The sequence below is a fragment of the Brevundimonas sp. genome (assembly GCF_030656255.1).
Lineage (GTDB): Bacteria > Pseudomonadota > Alphaproteobacteria > Caulobacterales > Caulobacteraceae > Brevundimonas.
This window is the reverse complement of the sequence record NZ_JAUSOE010000038.1, coordinates 1-20284: the sequence shown is the minus strand read 5'-3', so window position 1 is coordinate 20284 and position 20284 is coordinate 1. Positions and strand designations below refer to the sequence as shown.

Genomic DNA, 20284 nt, shown 5'->3' with positions numbered 1-20284 from the left:
GGCGCGTCTTCGCGCCGTGACGGAGGGGGTGCGTCCGCAAGACCGGCACCTTTGCTCCAAAACCTGCTTTCCGAGTAGACGTCAATTCGCAACTCGACCGTCGCGGACGCTCACGAGACCATTGGGCAGCGACGCCTTTGTGATTACACAAGTCCAATGAGAGATGATTTCACGCAGGCGACAGCTCAACGCTTGGCTAAGCGGGTCGGGTTTAGGTGCTCAAACCCGGACTGCCGCAAACCAACGAGTGGTCCAGGGGCGGACGGGGGAACCATAAGCCTTGGCGTGGCCGCACACATCACCGCAGCTTCCGAGCGCGGGCCACGTTTTAATGAAAACCTGACGAACGAAGGCAGGCGAGCGGCCGATAACGGCATATGGCTTTGCCAGCAATGCAGCCGCCTCGTCGATGTCGATGACTCCTCCTACGACGTCGCCGATCTCATCGAGTGGAAGACCTTTGCCGAGGCCGCAGCAGCGGTAGAGATTAGGGGCTACGTAGTTCGAAAGGGCCGAGACTTTGCGAGCCTTGAGGCGAAGATGCCAGAACTCATCGGAGAGATGCGGACGGACCTACGTTCGAAGCCTTTTACTAGGGAGATAATCGCCCTCTCCAAGCGCGTGGGCTACAATCCCGGTCCAATTCCGTTCTTCTCATATTACCACGAGGACCACGACGAACTCCTCGCCAAGCTCCAAATCTGCGAGCATTACGGCGCGATCTACGATGTGCGTAAGAATCAAGTACCCCGGTGGAACCTCAGTGAGGACTTCGCGGAGTACCTACTAGGGCAATAAGCCGACGACTTTGTCGCTTCTACCCTCGAACGATACGCTCTCTGCCGCTCCCAAACCCTCGCCAAATTCATTCTTGACCGAATCCGCTACGGACGCACCGGGCGTATGGATCCTCGGCACAAGGCCGAGGATGACGGAATGAGAGGAGAGCGCCGCAGGCGCAGGCGGTGACCGGGTATCGACGACCCGCCCCCGTCCGCGCTAGGTCAGGCCCATGCCGACCGCCCTCTACATCGACGCCGACGCCTGCCCGGTGAAGGAGGAGGTCTATCGCGTGGCGCGGCGCTATGGGCTGAAGACCTATGTGGTGTCCAACGGCTGGATGCAGGTCCCGCGCGAGGCCCTGATCGAACAGGTGGTGGTGGACGCCGGGCCGGACGTGGCCGACGACTGGATCGCCGAACGGGCGGGCGTGGGCGATGTGGTCATCACCGCCGACATTCCCCTGGCCGACCGCTGCCTGAAGGCCGGCGCCCAGGCGCTGAAGTCCAACGGCCAGCCTTTCACCCCGGACTCGATCGGCTCGGCCCTGGCCGGGCGGATGGTGGGCGAGCATCTGCGGTCGATGGGGGTGGCGACATCCGGCCCGCCGCCCTTCTCGGCCGCCGACCGGTCGCGCTTCCTCCAGGCCCTGGACCAGGCCGTGGTCAAGGCGCGTCGGGTCGCGACATGACGACGATCCCCGAGGACGAGCTGGAGTTCCACTTCTACCGCGCCGGCGGACCGGGCGGCCAGAACGTCAACAAGGTCTCGACCGCCGTCCAGATGCGGTTCGACGTCAAGAACTCCCCCAGCCTGACCGAGCCGGTCAAGGCGCGGCTGATGAAGCTGGCCGGCAGTCGGCTGACGCTGGAGGGGGTGATCCTGATCACCGCCGTCCGCCACCGCACCCAGGAGCGCAACCGCGCCGACGCGATCGAACGGCTTCAGGCGATGGTGGACGAGGCCTCGATCCGTCCGGTCTTCCGCGTCCCGACCCGGCCCACCAAGGCGTCGAAAGAACGCCGGCTGAAGGCCAAGACCACCCGTTCGGCGATCAAGAGCGGCCGGGGCCGTCCGGCCCGCGACGACTGAGCTTCGCCGTCATACGGTTAACCCGGGAACGGGCCGCCCGCCGCCTCGTTGTCCTGTCCACGGCAACGGTTGACGGAGATCGAGATGCGGCGGCTTCAGGTGATGAGCTTGGGATTGATTCTGGCGGCGGGCGGTCTCGCCGCCTGCTCGCCCGGCGACCAGACGGCGGCGCGCGACGAGCGCCCGGACCCCGGCCCCTCGGCCCCCGCCAAGTCCGAACAGGACCAGGCCATCATCGACGCCACGCCCCAGGTCTCGCTGTCCGAAGCGGAACGGCAGGAGTTTCGCGACATGGCGCGCGGCTATCTGGACGAGGTCGCCAAGCAGCTGGCCAAGGGGTTTTCGCCCGTATCCGGCGTCCCTGACGCCGTGGCGGCCATGCAGCCCACCGAGGTCCACGCCTGGCGGCTGACCCTGAAACGGGGCGAGACCTATCGGATCCTCGGCGCCTGCGACAACGAATGCTCCGACCTGGACCTGGAGCTGCTGGACCCCGCCGGAAAGATCATCGAGCGCGACACCCTTCCCGACTCGGAGCCGGTCATCAACATCCGCCCGGCCGCCGACGGCGTCTTCACGGCGCGCGTGGTGATGAAGACCTGCACCCTGGCCCCCTGCTACGCCGCCGCCCGCCTGTATCATCAGACCGGGCCGGTCCCGGACGGCGACGAACCGCCGCCGTCCACGGTCTGATCGAAGGGATCAGCGGCGCGGCGGCCGTCCGCCGCCCCGCCCGCCCTGCACCGCCGTCTTGGGCAGGCTTTCCAGGGTCAGAACCCCGTCGTGGTCCTGATCCAGAAGCATGAACCATCGTTCGCCTGCGGCGACCCATTCATCGGGCGTGATCTTCTGGTCTGCGTTGCGGTCGGCGGCGCGGACCGGCTGGGGCACGGACAGAAGACCGGCGCGGGCCAGGCGTTCGGTCCCGCTGCGATAGGGCTGGGCGCGGGGCGCGGCGGGGCTCGGCGCTTCCTGACCGCCGCCCATCGGGGGGCCGTCCTGGCCGCCGCCCATGGGCGATCCGCTTTGGTCGTCGTCCAGGTTCATCTGGCCGCCCGCAGAAGGCCCGCCCCTGCCCGCGCCTGGGCCGCGTCCACCGCCGGGACGGCCAGGCATGCCGCCCATGCCGCCCACCGAGGCGAAGGTCGCGTCGACCATGCGTTCATAGGCGAAGATTTCCGCCGGCCCCACGATCCCGTCCGCATCCTGGTCCAGCCGGGCGAACCAGCGCTGACCGTCGGCGGCGAACTCGTCCGCAGTAAGCCGGCCGTCGCTGTCGGCGTCTGCGTCCGCAAACCAGGCGGCCACCGGATAGGGCTCGCCCGCCTCGGACACAAACAGTTCGCCGAAGGGGCTGACGAAAACCTGTCTTGGCTGTGGCAGAGGTCCGCCGTCCGGCCCCTTGCCGCCACCGCCCGGTCCGGCGGCGCAGGCGGTGAGAAGGGCGAGAACGGCCGGAACGCCCAGGCCGACAAGCGAATATTTCATGTCTGAAACCCCAGAGGACGGGAAAAGCGCCGTCATTCCAGGGCTTAGCGCATCAGCTTGGCCTTAGCGTGGCCCGGCGCCAGGTCGTCCAGCCCAGGCTGTCGCCCGTCAGCCCTCGACCGGTCGGAACCGCAGGCCGGCGATCTTGTCCTCGGGATCGAACAGGATCATCCACTCGGTCACCTTGTTGTCGAAGGTCACACGGAACAACTGGGCCTCGCCCTCCGCCGCCATGAAATCGACGGATCGAACGGCGCCGAAACTCTTGATCAGAGGCGTGATCTCCGGCGAGAGCTGGCGCATCCGGGCGGCGAGATCCGCCGTGAACACCGAATAGTCGAAACCGGCCCCCTGGACTGCGGCGATGACGTCGCTGAGGGCTTCCTGCGAACGCGCGACGTCCGGCGCCTGGACCGCAGGCGCGGTCGGGGCTGTCGGCGGCGTTTGAGGACCGGCCTGGGCCGGACCATCGAAACTATTGGGCACGGCGCCGGCAGAGGCCGCACCGCCCGATTGGGCCGAAGCGGACAGAGGGGCCAGCAGCAGGGCGGCGCCCATGACGGTCGTCGTCAGAACGGTCTTAATCAGGGTCGACTTCATGCGAAGGCTCCGGTCAGTGCAGATAGGGCCAGAGCGAAAGGCCCAGGGCCGTCAGGGCCGCGATCACGGCGACCATGACTGAAGCCGTCACCCAAGCGGGAGTTCCCGACTTTTCGATGACCACGGCCGCCGGACGGGGCGGGTCCTGCACCAGGCGCGAGATGGCCCGGGCCGCCGCGATCATCTCGTTCAGGGCGTCGCGGGCCTGGGCCTGGGGCCCCAGTTCACGACGGATCCAGCGTTCGACCACCGGCTGGGCGGCCTTCCACAGGTCATGATCGGGTTGCAGCCGACGCGCCACCCCCTCGACCGAGACCATGGTCTTTTGCAGCAGGATCAGCTCGGGCCTCAGCCGCATGTCGAACAGGGCGGTGATCTCGAACAATTGGCCCAGCAGCCTGCCCATCGATACCTGGCTGGCGGCCCGGCCGATCACCGGCTCGCCCACGGCGCGCAGGGCCTGGGCGAAGGTCTCGACCGAATGATGGGCGGGCACATAGCCGGCCTCGAAATGGACCCGGGCGATCCGGTCGTAGTCCCGCGAGATGAAGCCCCACAGGATCTCGGCCAGATAGCGCCGCTCGGCCGGACCCAGCCGCCCGACGATGCCGAAGTCGATGGCCGTCAGATGCGCCGGGGCGTTGGCGAACAGATTGCCCTCGTGCAGGTCGGCGTGGAAGACGCCGTGATCCAGGGCCTGAACCAGGAAGGCGCGCACCACATTGTCGGCCAACAGGTCGGTGTCCAGGCCCGGCAGGTCCAGCAGGGCCGGGTCGGTCATGGGCACGCCCTTGGCCCATTCCAGCGTCAGCACCCGTTTGCCCACCCCGTCCCAGATGACGGCCGGGGCGGACATATAGCCGTCCTTGGCCATGACATCGGCCATTTCACTGGCGGCGGCCGCCTCCAGCCGCATGTCCAGCTCCAGATCCATCGAATTGGCGATGGTCTCGACAAAGGCCTGGGGTTCCAGCCGGCGCGACAGGGGAACCAGCCGCCAGACCAGAGCGGCGCCCAAACGCATGGCGTCCAGACCGTCGGCGACCCGGCGCTCGACCCCCGGCCGCAGCACCTTGACCGCCACGGCCCGACCGTCAGCCAGGGTCGCCCGGTGCGCCTGGGCCAGGGAGGCGGCGGCGACCGGCGGGCTCAGATCGATGAACAGGCTTTCGACCGGCCGGCCCAGCGACTTCTCGATCTCGCGCCGCGCCTCTTCCAGCGGAAAGGGCGGCAGGGCGTCCTTCAACCGGCCCAGGTCGCGCGCGAACTGCAGGCCGAAGATGTCGGCGCGGGTGGCCAGGACCTGACCCAGTTTGATCGCCACAGGCCCCAGATGTTCGAACGCCTGGCCCAGCCTCTGGCCCGGCCGGCCCTGACGTCCGTCGCGGCCCGCCAGCATCTGCACCGCGCGGGCGAAGGGTCGGGCCCAGACAGGCAGCAGGGGATTGGCTTCGCGCGGGATCAGGGCGTCATGCCGCGCTAGAACCCATAGCCAGCCCAGCAGGCGCAGACAGGCCGCGACCGGGTTCTGCACCGCGACCGTGGCGGGCGGCGGCGGGGCCGTGCGATAGATCCGGGTCAGATCGCCCACCCGTGGTGGATGGCGGCGATCCCGCCCGACAGATTGGTCACCGAGACGCGTTTGAAGCCGGCGTCCTCGATCAGGCCCTTGAAGGCCGTCTGGTCGGGGAAGCGGCGGATGCTTTCGACCAGATACTGATAGGAGTCGCGATCCTTGGCCACCCAGCCGCCGATGCGCGGAATGGCGTGGAAGGACCAGGCGTCATACAGTTTGCGCACCGGCCCGGTGGTGGGGCGCGAGAACTCCAGGCACAGGAACCGCCCGCCCGGCTTCAGCACGCGCCGCGCCTCGGTCAGGGCCTTGTCGATATGGGCCACGTTGCGGATGCCGAAACTGATCGAATAGGCGTCGACCGAGGCGTCCGGCAGGGGCAGGGCCATGGCGTCCCCGACCGACCAGCTCATCTCCGGCTCGCCGCCCTTGTGGACCCCGGCCAGGATCATCTCGGCGTTGTAGTCCAGCACGATCACATTGGCGTCGTCCCCGCCGCGTCGCTCCTGGGCCGCGCGCGCCATCTTCGAATAGCGACGCGCCATGTCGCCGGTGCCGCCGGCCACGTCCAGGATGGTCTCGCCGGGCCGGGGATTCAGCTTGGCGGCGGCGATGTCCTTCCAGACCCGGTGGACGCCGACGCTCATCAGGTCGTTCATGACGTCGTAGCTGGAGGCGACGGAATCGAAGACCCCGCGCACCATCTTCACCTTCTCGCGCGCATCGACGTCGCGGAAGCCGAAGGAAGAACGGTCGCCCGACGAATGCGGGCCATGGGAGGAGGCGTCGGTCATAACCGGGGGTCTAGCGCGTCAAGCGCCGCCCGTCACGCGATCAGGCGGCTTCCGGCCCGGCTTCAGGCTGGGGCAGCTCCAGATCCTTCATCACCTCGCGCATCAGGCCGTAACAACCGCACGAGGCGGCCTCGAGCCCGTCGCGGTCCAGCACCCGGACCCAGCCCCGGCCGCGCTGGATCAGCTTCTTGCCCTCCAGCACGGTGCCGACCTCGGACACGGTGGCGCGTCGCACCCCCAGCATGCCGGCGATGTCGGCCTGGGTCAGGTCGACCCGGTCGTCTTCGGCCCGGTCGTGCAGCATCAGCAGCCAGCGCGCCAGCCGCTCGTCCAGCCGGTGCTGTGCGTTGCAGGCGGCGGCCTGCTGCACCTGGGCCATCAGGCCTTCGGTGAAGCGCGACAGGGCCTGGCGCAGGCCTTCGCTCTCGTCCAGCGCTTCCCCGAACGCCTCGGCCGAACAACAGGCGGCCACCCCTTCGCCCTGGGAAATGGCGCGGCTGGCGGCGCGGGCGTTGAACGGGCCGCAGGTCACCCCGACCAGGCCTTCGCGCCCGATGGCGGCGGTCTCCACCATCTTGTCGTCAGGCAGGACGGTCATTAGCGACACCACGCCCTTGAGCGGGAACCAGACCTGATCGACCGCCTCGCCGGCGTCGTAAAGCATCTGACCGCGCGTGATCTCGTGCTCCCTCAGGTGAGGTTCGATCCGCTTCCGGTCGGCCGCGTCCAGGGCGGCGAGCCACAGATTGTCCATATCCACTTCCTCCGCACCAGAAACAGCGACGCTTTCGCGACGTCCGATAACGCCAGAGCTTGGCTCTGCGTTCCGCAACCTTTTGGGAGACATCTGCGCGCGCTTGCCGCGATCCGCCGGGCGCCTTACGCCGGAAGAAAAGAGGAAAGCCCATGACCGACACTCGCCTTGACGTTGCGGAAGCCCTGAAGACCCTGCCCGCCTGGCGCCCACAGGACGGCGATCGGCCGGCCATTTCACGCAGCCTGAAGTTCGCCGATTTCAACGCCGCCTTCGGCTTCATGACCCGTGTCGCCCTGATGGCCGACAAGATGGATCACCATCCCGAATGGTCGAACGTCTATGATCGGGTCGAGGTGCTGCTGACCACCCACGACGCCGGCGGCGTGACCGACAAGGACGTGACCCTGGCCCGGTTCATCGACGCCGCCGCCGCCGACATGGGCGTGATCTCGTGAGCGCCGCTTCCTCCGCCCGCCCGGGCCGCGTCGCCGGCAAGACCGTCCTGATCACCGGCGCCGCCGGCGGCCTGGGCGAGGCCATGGCCTGGATGATGGCGCGCGAGGGCGCCCGGCTGGCCCTGACCGACATCGACGGCGAACGCGCCGGCCTGCTGGCCTCCCGCATCAACGCCGAAGTCCCCGGCGCCGCCTTCGCCTATGTCCATGACGTCGCCGGCGAAGCCGACTGGGAGCGGGTGATCGCCGCCGCCGTGGCCGACCTGGGCGGCCTGTCGGTCCTGGTCAACAACGCCGGCGTCGGCGGGCCGCTGGCCTTCGTCGAACAGGACACGGTCGAGAACTGGCAGCGTCAGTACGAGATCAATCTGCGGTCCATCATGCTGGGCGCCAAACACGCCATGCCGCATCTGCGCGCCGCCGCCCCCGCCTCGATCATCAACATCTCGTCCATCGCCGGCCTGGTCGCCGCCCCCGGCATGGGCGCCTATAACGCCACCAAGGCCGCCGTCTGGATGTACACCAAGACCCTGGCGCTCGAGGCGGCCAAGGCCGACTGGAACGTCCGCTGCAACTCGGTGCACCCGGTCTTCATCAAGACCCCGATCCTGGACCCCTTCATCGCCATGGCCGGCGGCGACGAGGCCAAGGCCCACGAACGCCTGACCCGCGGCATCCCGCTGAAGCGGATCGGCGAACCCGACGACGTCGCCTACTGCGTCCTCTATCTCGCCTCCGACGAGTCCAAGTTCGTCACCGGCTCCGAGTTCAAGATCGACGGGGGCATGACCGCGCAATAGGGCGCAAGCGCCCTATTGCTTTCTTAGGGGCCTATCGCGCTTCGCGCTGCTTGAGGCCAGGGGGGCCCGGCGACGGCGGTAGAAGACAGTCATCCGACCGTCTTGCGCTTATTCGGGATTGAGGCCGCCCGCAGCTTGCTGTAAGCGGCCCTTTCGGCGTCACGCCGCATGCGCACCCGTAGCTCAGCTGGATAGAGTACTGCCCTCCGAAGGCAGGGGTCACAGGTTCGAATCCTGTCGGGTGCGCCACTTCCTCTCTTGAAGTCTCAGTCGCCGGACGAGGGCGTCCAGCCGAAGGCCTTCATCATCACATCGAACAGATGGGTGTTGGGGAAATAGCCCCGCACCCGTTCGGCGCCGACGCCGATGGCCAGGGCCGGGACTTCCTCGGCCGTATGGGTGCGGTTGACCATGACATTCTCCAGCCGCACCACGCGGTCGTCGCCGTCCCGCGCCTTCCAGGCCTCATAGCCTTCCAGCAGGGGCTGGCCGCGCCGCCCGCCGTCGACCTGCAGGCCGAAGGAATGGTCGGCGGTGAAGATCATCAGGGTGTCGTCCAGATCGACGCGCGACTGCACCTCGGCGATAAGCCGGTCCAGGTCGGCGATGTTCTGCAGCCCCTGGCGGGGATCGTCGGTGTGGGCGTCCCATTCCACCACCAGCAGATAGCCCTTGTCCCCCGCCTGCAGCAGGTCCAGCGCCCTCAGGGTCGCCGCCCGCACGTCGATCTCTTCGGCCACGACCACGGGCCGCCGGTTCCCCGCCGACGCCGCCTCCAGCGTCGCATAGATCGGCCGGTCGTGCGCCCGGGCCAGGCTGTCATAGCTGACGCCGTTCGCCGCCATCTGTTCAGCGATCTCCGTCCGGCCCGATCCGATCAGCACATCCACCCCGTCGCCGAAGCGCGGCGAAAAGGCCTGGGGGAAGATCTCGCCCCATTTGCCGCGGTCGTTGGAATGGGCGTAGGTCGCGGCCGGGGTCGCGTCGGTGATCGGCTGATTGGTCACCACCCCGGTCAGCAGGCCGTGTTGCTCGGCGTATTCCAGCACCGTCTGGGTCGGCGTCCCGTCGCGCCGGCCGCGTTCGCCGTCCGGGCCCTGGCTGATCACCCCATTGTGGGTCTTCACCCCGGTCACGATGGCGCTCATGCCGTTGGCCGAGTCCGACACGAAGGCGTCGACCGGCGAGGTCTCGCTCAGCCCCAGGTTCGGCCACTGCTGGACGTGCAGCCTCAGCGGCTCGCCATAGGCCATCACGCTGGCCGCATGGACCGAGGCCACGCCCCCGGCGTCCGCCAGGAACAGGATCACATTCTTCGCCCGGCCCTGGCTCTGTTCGACCGGTGGTCGGGCCGCCGTCTGGGCCGTCTGGGCCGAGGCGCCAGAGGCGTAAAGACCGATCGCAAGCGCGAGGGCGGAAACCAGGCGGAGGGAGACAGGGGTCATGGGCGTCGGTCCAGCAAATCAGACAAGGCCGCCCGCGTCCCCCGATCCGCCCCGGCCTGTCTACCGCGAACCTGTGACAGTCGCCGTCCCCCACCCCGACGGCGATGCGGTTCTGGGCGACTCCGGGCGGCTCTGGGCGGTTCAGCCCGCCTCGCCTGTGGCCGCGTCGATCCGCGCCTTCATCTCCGCCTTGTCCAGCCCCTCGACGGAGACCATTTTCAGCCGCGACTGCCCGCCCCGCTCCAGCACGACCGAGGACCGCGACACCCCGAGCGCCTTGGCCAGGAATTTCACCAGGGCGGCGTTGGCCTCGCCGTCGACGGGCCGTGCGCGCACCCGCACCTTCAGCACGGGCCGGCCTTCGGGATCTGCGTCCCAGCCGTCGATCCGGTCGCTGGAGGCGCCGGGCTGAAGCTTGATGGGCAGTCGGGCCATTCGGTCCCCGCAATAGCAAAAGGGCGCGACGTCCGGCGTCGCGCCCTTCCCTTATCGGATAATCCCGCCGAGCCTCAGCCCAAAGCCTCAGCCCAGAGCGGTCATCAGTTCCGGCACGATGGTCTTGTAGTCGCCGACCAGACCATAGTCCGCGACCTGGAAGATCGGGGCGTCCGGGTCCTTGTTGATGGCGACGATGGTCTTGGAGTCCTTCATCCCGGCCAGGTGCTGGATGGCGCCCGAGATGCCGATGGCGATGTACAGGGCCGGGGCCACCACCTTGCCGGTCTGGCCGACCTGATAGTCGTTGGGGGCGTAGCCGGCGTCCACCGCCGCGCGCGAGGCGCCGATGGCGGCGCCCAGCTTGTCGGCCAGGGGTTCCAGAACCGCGTGGAACTCGTCCGCCGAGCCCAGGGCGCGACCGCCCGAGACCACGATCTTGGCGGCGCCCAGTTCGGGGCGGTCCGACTTGACCATTTCTTCCGAGACGAAGGCCGTCTTGGGCGCATCGGCGCCGGCGACGCTCTCGACCGGGGAGGAACCGCCCTCAGCCGCAGCGGCGAAGGCCGTCGGGCGCACGGTGATCACCTTTTTGGCGTCGGCCGACTGGACCGTCTCCAGGGCGTTGCCGGCGTAGATCGGCCGCACGAAGGTATCGGCCGACACCACCTCGATGATGTCCGAGATCGGGGCGACGTCCAGCTTGGCGGCGATCCGGGGCGCGAAATTCTTCCCGTCCGTCGAGGCCGGCGTCAGGATGGCGTCGTAGCCGGCGGCCAGGGGCACGACGGTGTCGGTAACCGCCTCGGCTAGGCCGTGGCCCAGGCCGGCGCTCTCGGCCAGCAGCACCTTGCGAACGCCGGCGATTTTCGAAGCCGCATCAGCAGCGGCCTGCGCGCCCTGGCCCACGACCAGGACGTCCACGTCGGACGACAGGCCCAGCGCAGCGGTCACGGTCTTGTGGGTGGTGTCGCGAACGGTCGAACCGTCGTGATCGGCGATGACGAGGACAGCCATATTACAGCGCTCCCACGGACTTGAGCTTGGAAACCAGTTCGGCCGCATCGGCCACCTTGACGCCGGCCGACCGCTTGGGCGGCTCGGTGACCTTCAGGACCTTCAGTCGGTCGGCGACATCGACGCCATAGTCGGCGACCGCCTTGACGGCGATCTCCTTCTTCTTGGCCTTCATGATATTGGGCAGGGAGGCGTAGCGCGGCGTGTTCAGCCGCAGGTCCACCGTCACCACCGCCGGCAGGTCGGCGGCCAGGGTCTGCAGACCGCCATCGACCTCACGCGTCACCGTGGCTTTTCCGCCGTCGATGACCAGCTTGCCGGCGAAGGTCGCCTGGGGCCAGTCCAGCAGGGCGGCCAGCATCTGGCCCACCGCATTATTGTCGCCGTCGATCGACTGTTTGCCCATCAGCACCAGGTCGGGCTTTTCTTCCTCGACCACCGCCTTCAGCAGTTTGGCGACCGCCAGCGGCTCCAGGTCCGTGTCCGACTGAATCAGGATGCCCCGATCCGCGCCCATGGCCAAGGCGGTGCGGATGGTTTCCTGGGCCTGGGTCACGCCGATGGAGACCACGACGATCTCGGTCGCGGTGCCGGCGGCGTGATGTTCCTTGCCTTCCTTCAGACGAACCGCCTCTTCGACGGCGATTTCGTCGAAGGGATTCATGCTCATCTTGACGTTGGCCAGATCGACGCCGGACTGGTCAGCCTTGACGCGGGCCTTGACGTTATAGTCGATCACCCGTTTGACGGGGACGAGAACCTTCATGGGTCTATCCGTGAATTCGCCTGAATGTAGGGGCAGGACATGGAGCGGTCGCGAAGGCCTGTCAACGTAACGCGGGGTCAAGCTCCCGTGCAAAACCCGCCTAACGGATGCTGAGATGAAGCGTTTTCTGACCTTTCCCCGCCTGGCCATGATCTTCTTCGCCCTGTTCGGCGTGTCCATCGCGGGCGTTTTCGCGGTCCAGGCCTATTGGGTCGCGCCGGGCGAACGCTGCGAGGCGGCGGGCAAATGGTACGACATGGAAAACCGCATCTGCGCCCAGCCCATCTCCATCGCCGAGATCACCGGCCGCCCCAACGGCGTCTCCCGCGCCCAGGCCTCGGACGAAAAGAACCGCGAACTGATCCGCATCGAAGACGAACTCGCCGCCCAGGACCGCGCCCGCGCCGCCGAAATCACCCGCCAGAAGGCGGCGTTGGCGGCGGCAAGACCGGCGACCTGAGCGCCCTTCACCTCCCCGTCGGCGAAGGCCGACGGGGAGGACAGGCGAGAGCGTCAGCGACCGCCAGGTGGGGGCGACTCGGTGTCAGACGCTGGCTTGGTCAACCCCACTGCCGGAGTCGCCCCCTCCTGGTCGCAAGCGCGACCTGTCCTCCCCACGCGCCTTCGCGCGCGGAGAGGTGACGCCGCCCTCTCTTCTTTCGTCCTGTATGGACGGTGCGGCCCCTACCGCGCCGCTCAGCTCGCCCTTGTCTGACGAGCGACCGTCTTGCCCGCCCCCTGACGCCCGCCTACTCTGGGGACCAGCCGCGCCGCCCGGAGGTTGCGGCCGAAGGGGGACTTCTATGCCGTCTATGCGTCGCCTTGCGCTTGTCGCGGCGGGGGCCTTGGCCCTGTCGGCCGCAACCTTCCCCGCCGAGACCCAAGCCGCCGCCTCGTCTTCAGGATCAGGCGCCCAGAACGCAGCCCCGTCCCCAGCTCAACTCCCGGCGGACAGAGACTGGGGCAAAACCCTGCGCGAGGACGCGACAGCGATCCATGACGCCATCGCGTCCAGTCATCCCGGCATGGTCAACCCCGACGACCCCCAGTTCGCGCGCCTGAACGAAGCGCAATACGTCCTGGCTCTGACCCGGGCCGACGCCGCCGACAGTTTCGCCGACTACTTCTACGCCCTGCAGCACTATGTGGCGGCGTTCAATGACGGCCATCTCGGCTTCGGCGTCTACGGATCGACGCCAGACAAGGCGGACACCTGGCCAGGGTTCATCGCCAAGGATGATGGGGCCAGAGGGCTTGTCGTCACAGTCGCCGAACCCTGGGCGGGCGTCGCTGTCGGCGACCGGATCTCGTCCTGTGACGGTCGCGACGCCTTCCAGATCGGAAATGAACGGATCGGCGCCCGCTTCGGACGTTGGGAACTGGTGTCCCAACGCCTGTCGTTCGGCGGATGGGTCATGATCGATACGGGCGACCCTTACGTCGACCCCATCAAAAACTGCGTCCTCGAAACCCCCGCCGGCGCCCGCGCAGTCGAGCTGGACTGGCGACCGGCCGGACCCGACTTCTATTCCCGCTATGATGTTTTTCCGGCCCGCACGCGAGGGGCGATCGGGATGCGCCGCCTGGACGACGGGCGTTACTGGATCAAACTACCGACCTTCAACGGAGATCCGGAAAGTGAAGACGGGCGCAGTCTTGCCGCCTTGATCACGCAGATCGCGGCACAGGCCGACGCCCTGCGTTCAGCCCCGGCGATTGTCTTCGACCTTCGCGGCAATGGCGGCGGATCATCCCTTTGGTCGCATCGGATCGCCGAAAGCCTATGGGGCCCCGGCGCGTTTCAGCAAGCGCCCGAACCTCCCATGACAGTCGTTTGGCGCGCCTCCGAAGACAATCTGCAGGCCATGCGCGCGAATCTGGAAAAGCGCGATGCGAAAGGAAACCTCTCAAGCGACGCCAGGGCCTGGTATCAAAATTCTATCGCCGGATTGGAGCAGGCGCTGGCGAGAGGCGATGATCGCTGGGTCATAAGGCCCGATCTCGATAGCGGCTCGGCGGCCGACGCCGAGACGTTGGCGTTTCAACCGCCGCAAGGGACCGTGTTCGTGTTGACGGACGAGACCTGCATGTCGGCCTGTCTCGACGCCGTGGACCTGTGGGTTCGTCTCGGCGCAAAACCCATCGGGCGCGAGACCGGGGCCGATACCGTCTATATGGAAACGCGATCCATCCGGGTTCCCAGCGGCCTCGGCGGCATATCCTTACCGATGAAATTCTATATCGGCCGGGAGCGGGGACATAATCAGCCCGTGACACCCCTCCATCGCTTTGACGGAGACATGAACGACACGGCGGCGCTTGAGGCCTGGGTGACGACGCTTCCGCACTGAGGGGGGCGGCGACAAAGATGGGCCGCCCCACGCCCGACCAAACAACCCCTCCCCGCCGGCGAAGGCCGACGGGGAGGACAGGCGAGAGCGTCAGCGAACGCCAGGAGGGGGCGACTCGGTGTCAGACGCTCTTGGGATCAGCCCCACCGCCGGAGTCGCCCCCGCCTGGTCGCAAGCGCGACCTGTCCTCCCCACGCGCCTTCGCGCGCAGAGAGGTGAGGCCGCCCTCTCTTCTTTCGTCATGTATGGACGTTACAGCCCTACCGGGTCGCCCCCGGCTTCCATTTCACGTCGTTGGCCCCGTTCGCATTCGCCCGACGCCCCGCGACGAACAAATGGTCCGACAGCCGGTTCAGATACCGCACCGCCGCCCCATTGACCGCCTCGCCCGCCTCGACCAGCCGCACCGCCTCGCGCTCGGCGCGGCGGCACACGGTCCGGGCCACGTGCAGATGGGTCGACAGGGGCGAGCCGCCGGGCAGGATGAAACTGTCCAGCGGCTTCAGGCTTTCGTTCATCCAGTCGATTTCCTGCTCAAGCCGCTCGACCTGGCTGTCCAGGATGCGCAGCGCCTCCCAGGCCGGGGGCGGGTCCAGCGGGGTGGCCAGGTCGGCGCCCAGGTCGAACAGTTCGTTCTGGATCCGGGCCAGCATGGCGTCGATCCGGTCGTTCTGGCCGCTGTTCAGCCGCGCCACGCCGAGGACGGCGTTCAGCTCGTCCACCGCGCCGTAAGCCTCGACCCGGGGATTGGTCTTGGACACCGGCGCGCCCGAGGCCAGCCGGGTCTGACCGTCGTCGCCGGTTCGGGTGTAGATCTTGTTCAGCGTCACCATGATCAGCCCCCTTGCGTCGCCTTCCACACCATGCCGCCGACCAGGATCAGCACGGCCACGGCCTGAAGCCCGACCCGCCACCGCATCAGCTTGTTGGAATGGCTCAGGGCGTAGTCCCCGCCCCGGAACAGCGAATAGAGGCCCAGACCCAGCGTCACCGTGACGGCGATGATGGCGGCGATGACCAGGATGTCGAACATCTGCATGACCCTGTTCTTAGTCTCCGCCTGCTCCGAGCGCCAGCGACCCCCCGCAGGTCGCCCCCCTTGCGACCCTTCCGCACACCCCCCTTGGCCTAAGATTGCGAATGATGTTGAGAGGCGGTCGCAAATCTAACCGGGGCTGTAACCGTAATGAGACTTTCGACCCGCAACCGTGTCCTCGCTGGCGCGGCGTGCGTGCTTGGCCTGACCTCCGCCGCCGCTCAAGCCTCTGGCCAGACCGCGCGGCAAACGGATCCCGCCGCGACCCTGGACGACATCGTCGTCACCGCCGCCGGCTTCGAACAGCGGATCGAACAGGCCCCCGCCTCGATAAGCGTCCTGTCGCGGTCCGAGCTGGAGCGCGAACGCTATCAGAGCCTGGCCGAGGCCCTGGCCAATGTCGAAGGGGTGGATGTGGGCGCCACGGCGGGCAAGACCGGCGGCCTGAACATCTCCATTCGCGGCATGCCGTCGGACTATACCCTGGTCCTGATCGACGGCCGTCGCCAGAACGCCGCCGGCTCCATCACCCCCAACGGCTTCGGCGAGACCTCGACCAGCTTCATCCCGCCCATGTCCTCCATCGAGCGGATCGAGGTGGTGCGCGGCCCGGTCTCGACCCTCTACGGCTCCGACGCCATGGGCGGGGTGGTCAATATCATCACCCGCAAGGTCGGAACGGTCTGGACCGGGGCGATCACGGCCGACGCCACGGTTCAGGGCGACGACCAGTTCGGCAATCTGTACGGCTCCAACCTCTATGCCTCGGGTCCGCTGATCCCCGGTCTGCTGGGCGGGGCGCTGCGCGGCCGTTACCAGACCCGCGAAGCCTCCGAACTGACCTATGAGACCGACGCCGGCGGCAATGCGGTCGTCAGCACGCGCGGCCCCAGCCCCGTCGAGAACGAGATCTGGTCGCTGGGCGGCCGCCTGGCCCTGACGGCCCACCCCGACCACGACCTGATGCTGGACGTGGACGTGACCCGCCAATGGTACGACAACTCGGCCGGCCAGCTGGGCACCCTGGGCATCCAGGGCTACGCCCCCGACATGGAGTTCAACCAGGAGGAATATGTCCTGGCCCATAACTGGCGCCTGGCCTTCGGCGAGCTGCAGTCCACCCTGTCGCGCGGCGAACGCGAAACGATTGGCCGGATCGTCCCGGCCGGGGTGCCGGGCGCCGGCGGTCCGCGAGAACTGACGGCGACCAACACCATTTTCGACACCAAGCTGTTCTCGTCCTGGCGCAACCACACCTTCACCGTCGGCGGCCAGTACTGGGACGCCGAAATGATCGACGGGGTCGCCGTCGCCCCCTACGAGCACCAGCAATGGGCCCTGTTCGCCGAGGACGAATGGCGGTTCACCGACACCCTGGCCCTGACCCTGGGCGCCCGGCACGACGACCACAGCCAGTTCGGCTCCCATTTCAGCCCGCGCGCCTATCTGGTGTGGAACGCGACCACGAACTGGACCCTGAAGGGCGGCGTCAGCCAGGGCTTCAAGACCCCGCGCCTGGATCAGATCGTCGATGGGATCACCGGCTTCACCGGCCAGGGCACGCGCCCGACGGTCGGCACCCCGAGCCTGAAGCCCGAAACCAGCACCAGTTCGGAACTGGCCGTCTTCTACGACAACCGCTCGAACTTCCGCGCCAATCTGACCGTCTTCAACAATGAGTTCGAGGACAAGATCGCCACCGGCGTGCCGCTGAACAACTGTTCGTTCGGCCTGACCCAGGCCCAGTATCAGGCCGGCGAACAGGCCCTGCCCAACTGCGCCGACTACGGCTTCTGGCCCCTGGTCGAGACCTTCAGCCAGACCGTCAATATTGACGAGGCGGTGACGCGCGGGGTCGAGGCCTCTTTCCGCTGGGGCTTCGCCCCCGACTGGTCGCTGACCGGAAACTACACCTACACCGACTCCGAGCAAAAGAGCGGCGCCGAGGCCGGTCAGCCGCTCAGCGACACGCCCGAACACATGCTGAACGCCGCCGTCCGCTGGACCGTTAACGACAAGCTGAACCTGTGGCTGCGCGGCGAATATCGCAGCGACCGCTATCGCGCCGAGGATTCATCGACCAGCCGGGCCAAGGCGACCTGGGGCGATTATCGCGCCTATGAGGTCTTCCACCTAGGCGGGTCCTACGCCGTCAACGACCGCGTCACGATCAACGGCGCCGTCTACAATCTGCTGGACAAGGATTTCGTCAGCTACGGTTCCTACGTCAGCAATACGAGCACGGGCGCCGTCTCCTACACCAACCTCTACGCCAATAATCAGGAGCCCCGGCGCCTGTGGCTGTCGGTCACGGCCGCCTTCTGATCGGCGACGCCCAGGGGTCGGTTCGCCGACCCCTGGTTTTTATGCGCCACAGCTAAGCCATTAGTCACGATTGGCGTTGCAATCTGCGCGGCATGACTGATCGCGCCGTCCGCAACCTTGAACACCTCCGGGGCTCCGCCTCCACCGCCCGCGTGCTGAACCTGTTGCGCGTGTGGGAGGAGAACGGCGAAAGCCGGTCCGACGGCGCCGTGCGCAACCCCGACTGGGCCGCCCGCCCGGTCTTTCGCACCCCCGCCCTGAACCGCTCCCTGATCATCAAGCACCGGCTGCGGCGCAACGAGACCGACCTCTTCACCGGCCGCCGCCAGGTCGCCACCAAGGTGGTCATCCCCATCGACGACGAAGATCTGAAGACCGGCGGCCGCTATGTCTTCGTCAACCAGATCGGCTTCGAGCGGATGATGACCGAGGCCTTCGGCGTCGCCGCCACCCATCCCGACCTCGAGACGCTGCGCCTGATCGACAAGCTGCCGTCGCTGGACCCCTTCCTGCTGCGCGAACAGCTGCGGCGCGGCGGGCTGGACCCCGCGCCCTGCTATTTCTCCATCAGCGACGGCGACCTGCAGCGGATGCTGGCCTTCGTCCATAGCGAGATCGAGCCCCTGGTCACCCTCAGCCTGGGGGCCGACACCTTCGCGGTGGCCTCGGACTCGGCGGCGCGGATGGCGGCCAAGATCCTGTCCAACAGCCCCGGCGATCAGCTGGACGCCCTGCGCCTGACCCTGCGCCTGGCGCCGGAACAGTATCAGGAGGGCGTCTTCTGCTGGAAGGGTTTCCTCTATTACAAATGGACCCTGTCCACCCTGCTGGGCGAGGTCGCCGCCGTGGCCGAGGCCGTGCGCACCATCAAGCCGATCGGCAAGATCGACCGCCCCGCCCGCGAATATCTGGACCGCAGCCGCGCCGTGCTGCGCGGCCGCATCATCCGCACCTGCGACGAGGTCAGCCGCACCCTCAGCATCTATGACGACGCCTACGCCCGCCTGACCCAGGAGGGCCGCCCGACCGCCTTCCGCGACTTCCTGCTGGACGCCCCCTCGATGTTCGCCAAGCTGGGCGACCAGCTGGGCGCGGTCCAGCATATCGTCAGCTACTGGCGTTTCCGCTTCGGCCCGGCCGCCCATCCGGCCAGCGTCGAGGAGCTGATGGACATCTTCATGGACTTCGAGACCGGCCTCTTGGGCCGCGGCGAGAGCCCCGACGACATCGGCATGATGGCGGCCTAGTTGGAGCCGTCTAGAGCGCCCGCACCCGCGGCCCCGCGCCCCGGCCGTCCAGCATCAGGTCGGTGACGGCCCAGACCAGGGCGTCGGCCCGGTCCCAATGCCCCTCCCCCGATCCGGCAGCCTCCCCCTCTTCCTCGGCGCCCAGTTCCATCAGCTCCTCCTCCAGCGCCGCAAAGACGCCCGCATGCCGGACCCGCCCCTGTTCATACAGGGCCGCCACCGGCTCGGCCCGCGCCGCCTTGCCGCGCGAGGCCCGCACCGCCGTAAAGCCGATGTTCTCCCCATCCGCCCCGCACCCGGCCGCCTTCAGCACCGCCTCGACCATGTCCCCGCCCTGGTTGACCTCGCCCACGATGGTGCGGGCGCCGAACAGCCGCGCCGTCTCCATCGCCCGCTCGGCCCATTTCTGCGGCGACAGCCCCCGCATCGAGCGGTCGGCCAGCACCCAGGCCGTATCCCCGCGCCGCCCCACCGCCACGATGCCGCAGGCGTCCCCGCCGCGCGAACAGGTGGGGTCCAGCCCCACCACCACCCGCTCATAGACCGGCCGCCCCTCTACCGGGGCCGGCGCCGCCCCCCGCGCCGCCGCCATCATCTCGGCGGTGAACAGCCCGCCCTCGGGCTCGACCACCATGCCCTCCAGCTCCTGCGCCGCCCGCCGCGTCCCGCCGTACAGCCGCTCCAGCCCCTCCAGAAACCCCGGCGCCAGATGATCCCCATTGTCCCGCGTCGTCGCATGGGTGAGCGCACAGGATTCCTCGGCGCGGAGCGCCTTGAGCGCCCTTGTCGGGCGCGGCGTGGTCGTGACGACCAGCCGGGGGCTACCGCTCGCGACGCGGTCGCTCGCTCCTTGAGCCCCCACTCCCCCGTTATGCGCCGCGCTTGGATCGACGGCTGGGGAGTCCGGCTCTGGCAACCTTAACCTCAGCCCCATCCGCAGCAGAGCCAGCGTCTCCCCGCCGTTGCGCCAGGCGCAGAATTCGTCGGCCCAGGCGGCGGCGAACTGGGGGCCGCGCAGGCTGTCGGGGTCTTCGGCCGAGAAGACGAAGGCCTCGGCCCCGCCCGGAAACACCAGCCGCCGCCGCGACGGCTGATACTCCGGCCCCCGCCACTCGACCTCGCCGTCCCGTCCGACATCCGTCCAGCGCGGCAGGCTCATCACCCCCGACGGCCCGGCGATCATCACCTCGCGCACATCGTGCAAGGTCGGCCCGATCAGCGCCAGCCGCCCGCCCGGCCCCAGCCGCTCGGCCATGTCCGCGATCCACGACGCCCCCGCCAGCGTCTGGGGGGGGGGGGGGGGGGGGGGGGGGGGGGGGGGGG

22 protein-coding genes and 1 tRNA gene are annotated in these 20284 nt (G+C 68.1%); 11 read left to right on the top strand and 12 right to left on the bottom strand.

Going from position 1 to position 20284, the window contains the following annotated elements:
* The first annotated feature begins 285 nt into the window (after window positions 1-285).
* From Q7J26_RS04660 to Q7J26_RS04645, 4 genes are all read left to right on the top strand, one after another.
* Complete coding sequence (locus Q7J26_RS04660) at window positions 286-798, top strand: hypothetical protein (RefSeq protein ID WP_304935341.1); 513 nt, start codon at window positions 286-288, stop codon at window positions 796-798.
* Between the two features lie 214 nt (window positions 799-1012).
* Window positions 1013-1471 carry a YaiI/YqxD family protein gene (locus tag Q7J26_RS04655; protein ID WP_304935340.1) on the top strand — a complete coding sequence of 153 codons (459 nt, stop codon included), beginning with the start codon at window positions 1013-1015 and terminating at the stop codon, window positions 1469-1471.
* A complete protein-coding gene (gene arfB / locus Q7J26_RS04650; RefSeq protein WP_271165650.1) occupies window positions 1468-1872 on the top strand; it encodes an alternative ribosome rescue aminoacyl-tRNA hydrolase ArfB in 405 nt (134 codons plus the stop codon). Before Q7J26_RS04655 ends, arfB begins: the two co-directional genes overlap by 4 nt.
* 84 nt (window positions 1873-1956) lie before the next feature.
* The gene (locus Q7J26_RS04645) at window positions 1957-2565 is read left to right on the top strand and encodes a hypothetical protein (RefSeq protein WP_304935339.1); all 609 of its coding nucleotides are present in this window, start codon (window positions 1957-1959) and stop codon (window positions 2563-2565) included.
* 9 nt (window positions 2566-2574) lie between these two features.
* Here the strand turns inward: Q7J26_RS04645 and Q7J26_RS04640 are convergent, their stop codons facing one another.
* The 5 genes from Q7J26_RS04640 to Q7J26_RS04620 all read right to left on the bottom strand — a co-directional run bounded on the left by Q7J26_RS04640 (window position 2575) and on the right by Q7J26_RS04620 (window position 7081).
* A complete protein-coding gene (locus Q7J26_RS04640; protein ID WP_304935338.1) occupies window positions 2575-3360 on the bottom strand; it encodes a hypothetical protein in 786 nt (261 codons plus the stop codon).
* Between the two features lie 108 nt (window positions 3361-3468).
* A complete protein-coding gene (locus Q7J26_RS04635; RefSeq protein WP_304935337.1) occupies window positions 3469-3960 on the bottom strand; it encodes a hypothetical protein in 492 nt (163 codons plus the stop codon).
* A gap of 13 nt (window positions 3961-3973) precedes the next feature.
* The gene (gene ubiB / locus Q7J26_RS04630) at window positions 3974-5551 is read right to left on the bottom strand and encodes a 2-polyprenylphenol 6-hydroxylase (RefSeq protein ID WP_304935336.1); all 1578 of its coding nucleotides are present in this window, start codon (window positions 5549-5551) and stop codon (window positions 3974-3976) included.
* Window positions 5539-6327, bottom strand: coding sequence for a class I SAM-dependent methyltransferase (locus tag Q7J26_RS04625; protein WP_304935335.1), 789 nt, complete (start codon window positions 6325-6327; stop codon window positions 5539-5541). Before Q7J26_RS04625 ends, ubiB begins: the two co-directional genes overlap by 13 nt.
* Window positions 6328-6367: 40 nt before the next feature.
* Window positions 6368-7081 (bottom strand): Crp/Fnr family transcriptional regulator, encoded by a 714-nt coding sequence (locus tag Q7J26_RS04620; protein ID WP_304935334.1) that lies wholly within the window; start codon window positions 7079-7081, stop codon window positions 6368-6370.
* Window positions 7082-7233: 152 nt separating this feature from the next.
* Between Q7J26_RS04620 and Q7J26_RS04615 the strand changes: the two genes are divergently transcribed.
* The 3 genes from Q7J26_RS04615 to Q7J26_RS04605 all read left to right on the top strand — a co-directional run bounded on the left by Q7J26_RS04615 (window position 7234) and on the right by Q7J26_RS04605 (window position 8588).
* The gene (locus Q7J26_RS04615) at window positions 7234-7539 is read left to right on the top strand and encodes a 4a-hydroxytetrahydrobiopterin dehydratase (RefSeq protein ID WP_304935333.1); all 306 of its coding nucleotides are present in this window, start codon (window positions 7234-7236) and stop codon (window positions 7537-7539) included.
* Complete coding sequence (locus Q7J26_RS04610; RefSeq protein WP_304935332.1) at window positions 7536-8339, top strand: SDR family oxidoreductase; 804 nt, start codon at window positions 7536-7538, stop codon at window positions 8337-8339. The genes Q7J26_RS04615 and Q7J26_RS04610 overlap by 4 nt, the downstream gene beginning before the upstream one ends.
* 172 nt (window positions 8340-8511) lie before the next feature.
* Window positions 8512-8588 (top strand) — tRNA-Arg (locus Q7J26_RS04605).
* A 17-nt stretch (window positions 8589-8605) separates the two neighbouring features.
* On the opposite strand, the gene Q7J26_RS04600 is transcribed toward Q7J26_RS04605, so the two are convergent.
* The 4 genes from Q7J26_RS04600 to Q7J26_RS04585 form a co-directional block, all read right to left on the bottom strand.
* Entirely contained in the window at window positions 8606-9784 is a 1179-nt protein-coding gene (locus tag Q7J26_RS04600; RefSeq protein ID WP_304935331.1) for an alkaline phosphatase, read from the bottom strand.
* 141 nt (window positions 9785-9925) lie between these two features.
* A complete protein-coding gene (locus tag Q7J26_RS04595; protein ID WP_304935330.1) occupies window positions 9926-10219 on the bottom strand; it encodes a DUF167 domain-containing protein in 294 nt (97 codons plus the stop codon).
* 87 nt (window positions 10220-10306) lie between these two features.
* Window positions 10307-11236, bottom strand: a complete 930-nt coding sequence (locus tag Q7J26_RS04590; RefSeq protein WP_304935329.1) for an electron transfer flavoprotein subunit alpha/FixB family protein — start codon at window positions 11234-11236, stop codon at window positions 10307-10309.
* A gap of 1 nt (window position 11237) precedes the next feature.
* Window positions 11238-12002, bottom strand: a complete 765-nt coding sequence (locus Q7J26_RS04585) for an electron transfer flavoprotein subunit beta/FixA family protein (RefSeq protein ID WP_304935328.1) — start codon at window positions 12000-12002, stop codon at window positions 11238-11240.
* Between the two features lie 115 nt (window positions 12003-12117).
* Between Q7J26_RS04585 and Q7J26_RS04580 the strand changes: the two genes are divergently transcribed.
* Together Q7J26_RS04580 and Q7J26_RS04575 are read left to right on the top strand one after the other, a co-directional pair.
* Window positions 12118-12462 (top strand): hypothetical protein, encoded by a 345-nt coding sequence (locus Q7J26_RS04580; RefSeq protein ID WP_304935327.1) that lies wholly within the window; start codon window positions 12118-12120, stop codon window positions 12460-12462.
* A gap of 343 nt (window positions 12463-12805) precedes the next feature.
* Window positions 12806-14353, top strand: coding sequence for a S41 family peptidase (locus Q7J26_RS04575; protein ID WP_304935326.1), 1548 nt, complete (start codon window positions 12806-12808; stop codon window positions 14351-14353).
* A gap of 260 nt (window positions 14354-14613) precedes the next feature.
* On the opposite strand, the gene Q7J26_RS04570 is transcribed toward Q7J26_RS04575, so the two are convergent.
* Both Q7J26_RS04570 and Q7J26_RS04565 read right to left on the bottom strand, forming a co-directional pair.
* Window positions 14614-15186, bottom strand: a complete 573-nt coding sequence (locus Q7J26_RS04570; protein WP_035311081.1) for a cob(I)yrinic acid a,c-diamide adenosyltransferase — start codon at window positions 15184-15186, stop codon at window positions 14614-14616.
* A gap of 2 nt (window positions 15187-15188) precedes the next feature.
* The gene (locus tag Q7J26_RS04565; RefSeq protein WP_304935325.1) at window positions 15189-15392 is read right to left on the bottom strand and encodes a twin transmembrane helix small protein; all 204 of its coding nucleotides are present in this window, start codon (window positions 15390-15392) and stop codon (window positions 15189-15191) included.
* A gap of 147 nt (window positions 15393-15539) precedes the next feature.
* Here Q7J26_RS04565 and Q7J26_RS04560 point away from each other — a divergent pair, with 147 nt between their 5' ends.
* Together Q7J26_RS04560 and Q7J26_RS04555 are read left to right on the top strand one after the other, a co-directional pair.
* The gene (locus tag Q7J26_RS04560; protein WP_304935324.1) at window positions 15540-17714 is read left to right on the top strand and encodes a TonB-dependent receptor domain-containing protein; all 2175 of its coding nucleotides are present in this window, start codon (window positions 15540-15542) and stop codon (window positions 17712-17714) included.
* 92 nt (window positions 17715-17806) lie between these two features.
* Entirely contained in the window at window positions 17807-18961 is a 1155-nt protein-coding gene (locus Q7J26_RS04555; RefSeq protein ID WP_304935323.1) for a hypothetical protein, read from the top strand.
* A 10-nt stretch (window positions 18962-18971) separates the two neighbouring features.
* Here the strand turns inward: Q7J26_RS04555 and Q7J26_RS04550 are convergent, their stop codons facing one another.
* The gene (locus Q7J26_RS04550) at window positions 18972-20216 is read right to left on the bottom strand and encodes a terminase large subunit domain-containing protein (protein WP_304935322.1); all 1245 of its coding nucleotides are present in this window, start codon (window positions 20214-20216) and stop codon (window positions 18972-18974) included.
* Between the last annotated feature and the right edge of the window lie 68 nt (window positions 20217-20284).

Bases quoted from the DNA above. Each gene is read 5' to 3' on its own strand.
- Q7J26_RS04620 (WP_304935334.1), bottom strand. From the start codon at position 7,081: ATGGACAATCTGTGGCTCGCCGCCCTGGACGCGGCCGACCGGAAGCGG.
- Q7J26_RS04625 (WP_304935335.1), bottom strand. From the start codon at position 6,327: ATGACCGACGCCTCCTCCCATGGCCCGCATTCGTCGGGCGACCGTTCT.
- Q7J26_RS04585 (WP_304935328.1), bottom strand. From the start codon at position 12,002: ATGAAGGTTCTCGTCCCCGTCAAACGGGTGATCGACTATAACGTCAAG.
- Q7J26_RS04640 (WP_304935338.1), bottom strand. From the start codon at position 3,360: ATGAAATATTCGCTTGTCGGCCTGGGCGTTCCGGCCGTTCTCGCCCTT.
- Q7J26_RS04580 (WP_304935327.1), top strand. From the start codon at position 12,118: ATGAAGCGTTTTCTGACCTTTCCCCGCCTGGCCATGATCTTCTTCGCC.
- Q7J26_RS04600 (WP_304935331.1), bottom strand. From the start codon at position 9,784: ATGACCCCTGTCTCCCTCCGCCTGGTTTCCGCCCTCGCGCTTGCGATC.
- Q7J26_RS04615 (WP_304935333.1), top strand. From the start codon at position 7,234: ATGACCGACACTCGCCTTGACGTTGCGGAAGCCCTGAAGACCCTGCCC.
- Q7J26_RS04550 (WP_304935322.1), bottom strand. From the start codon at position 20,216: ATGGCCGAGCGGCTGGGGCCGGGCGGGCGGCTGGCGCTGATCGGGCCG.
- Q7J26_RS04635 (WP_304935337.1), bottom strand. From the start codon at position 3,960: ATGAAGTCGACCCTGATTAAGACCGTTCTGACGACGACCGTCATGGGC.
- Q7J26_RS04570 (WP_035311081.1), bottom strand. From the start codon at position 15,186: ATGGTGACGCTGAACAAGATCTACACCCGAACCGGCGACGACGGTCAG.
- Q7J26_RS04575 (WP_304935326.1), top strand. From the start codon at position 12,806: ATGCCGTCTATGCGTCGCCTTGCGCTTGTCGCGGCGGGGGCCTTGGCC.
- Q7J26_RS04595 (WP_304935330.1), bottom strand. From the start codon at position 10,219: ATGGCCCGACTGCCCATCAAGCTTCAGCCCGGCGCCTCCAGCGACCGG.
- Q7J26_RS04565 (WP_304935325.1), bottom strand. From the start codon at position 15,392: ATGCAGATGTTCGACATCCTGGTCATCGCCGCCATCATCGCCGTCACG.
- Q7J26_RS04560 (WP_304935324.1), top strand. From the start codon at position 15,540: ATGAGACTTTCGACCCGCAACCGTGTCCTCGCTGGCGCGGCGTGCGTG.
- arfB (WP_271165650.1), top strand. From the start codon at position 1,468: ATGACGACGATCCCCGAGGACGAGCTGGAGTTCCACTTCTACCGCGCC.
- Q7J26_RS04555 (WP_304935323.1), top strand. From the start codon at position 17,807: ATGACTGATCGCGCCGTCCGCAACCTTGAACACCTCCGGGGCTCCGCC.
- Q7J26_RS04645 (WP_304935339.1), top strand. From the start codon at position 1,957: ATGCGGCGGCTTCAGGTGATGAGCTTGGGATTGATTCTGGCGGCGGGC.
- Q7J26_RS04590 (WP_304935329.1), bottom strand. From the start codon at position 11,236: ATGGCTGTCCTCGTCATCGCCGATCACGACGGTTCGACCGTTCGCGAC.
- Q7J26_RS04655 (WP_304935340.1), top strand. From the start codon at position 1,013: ATGCCGACCGCCCTCTACATCGACGCCGACGCCTGCCCGGTGAAGGAG.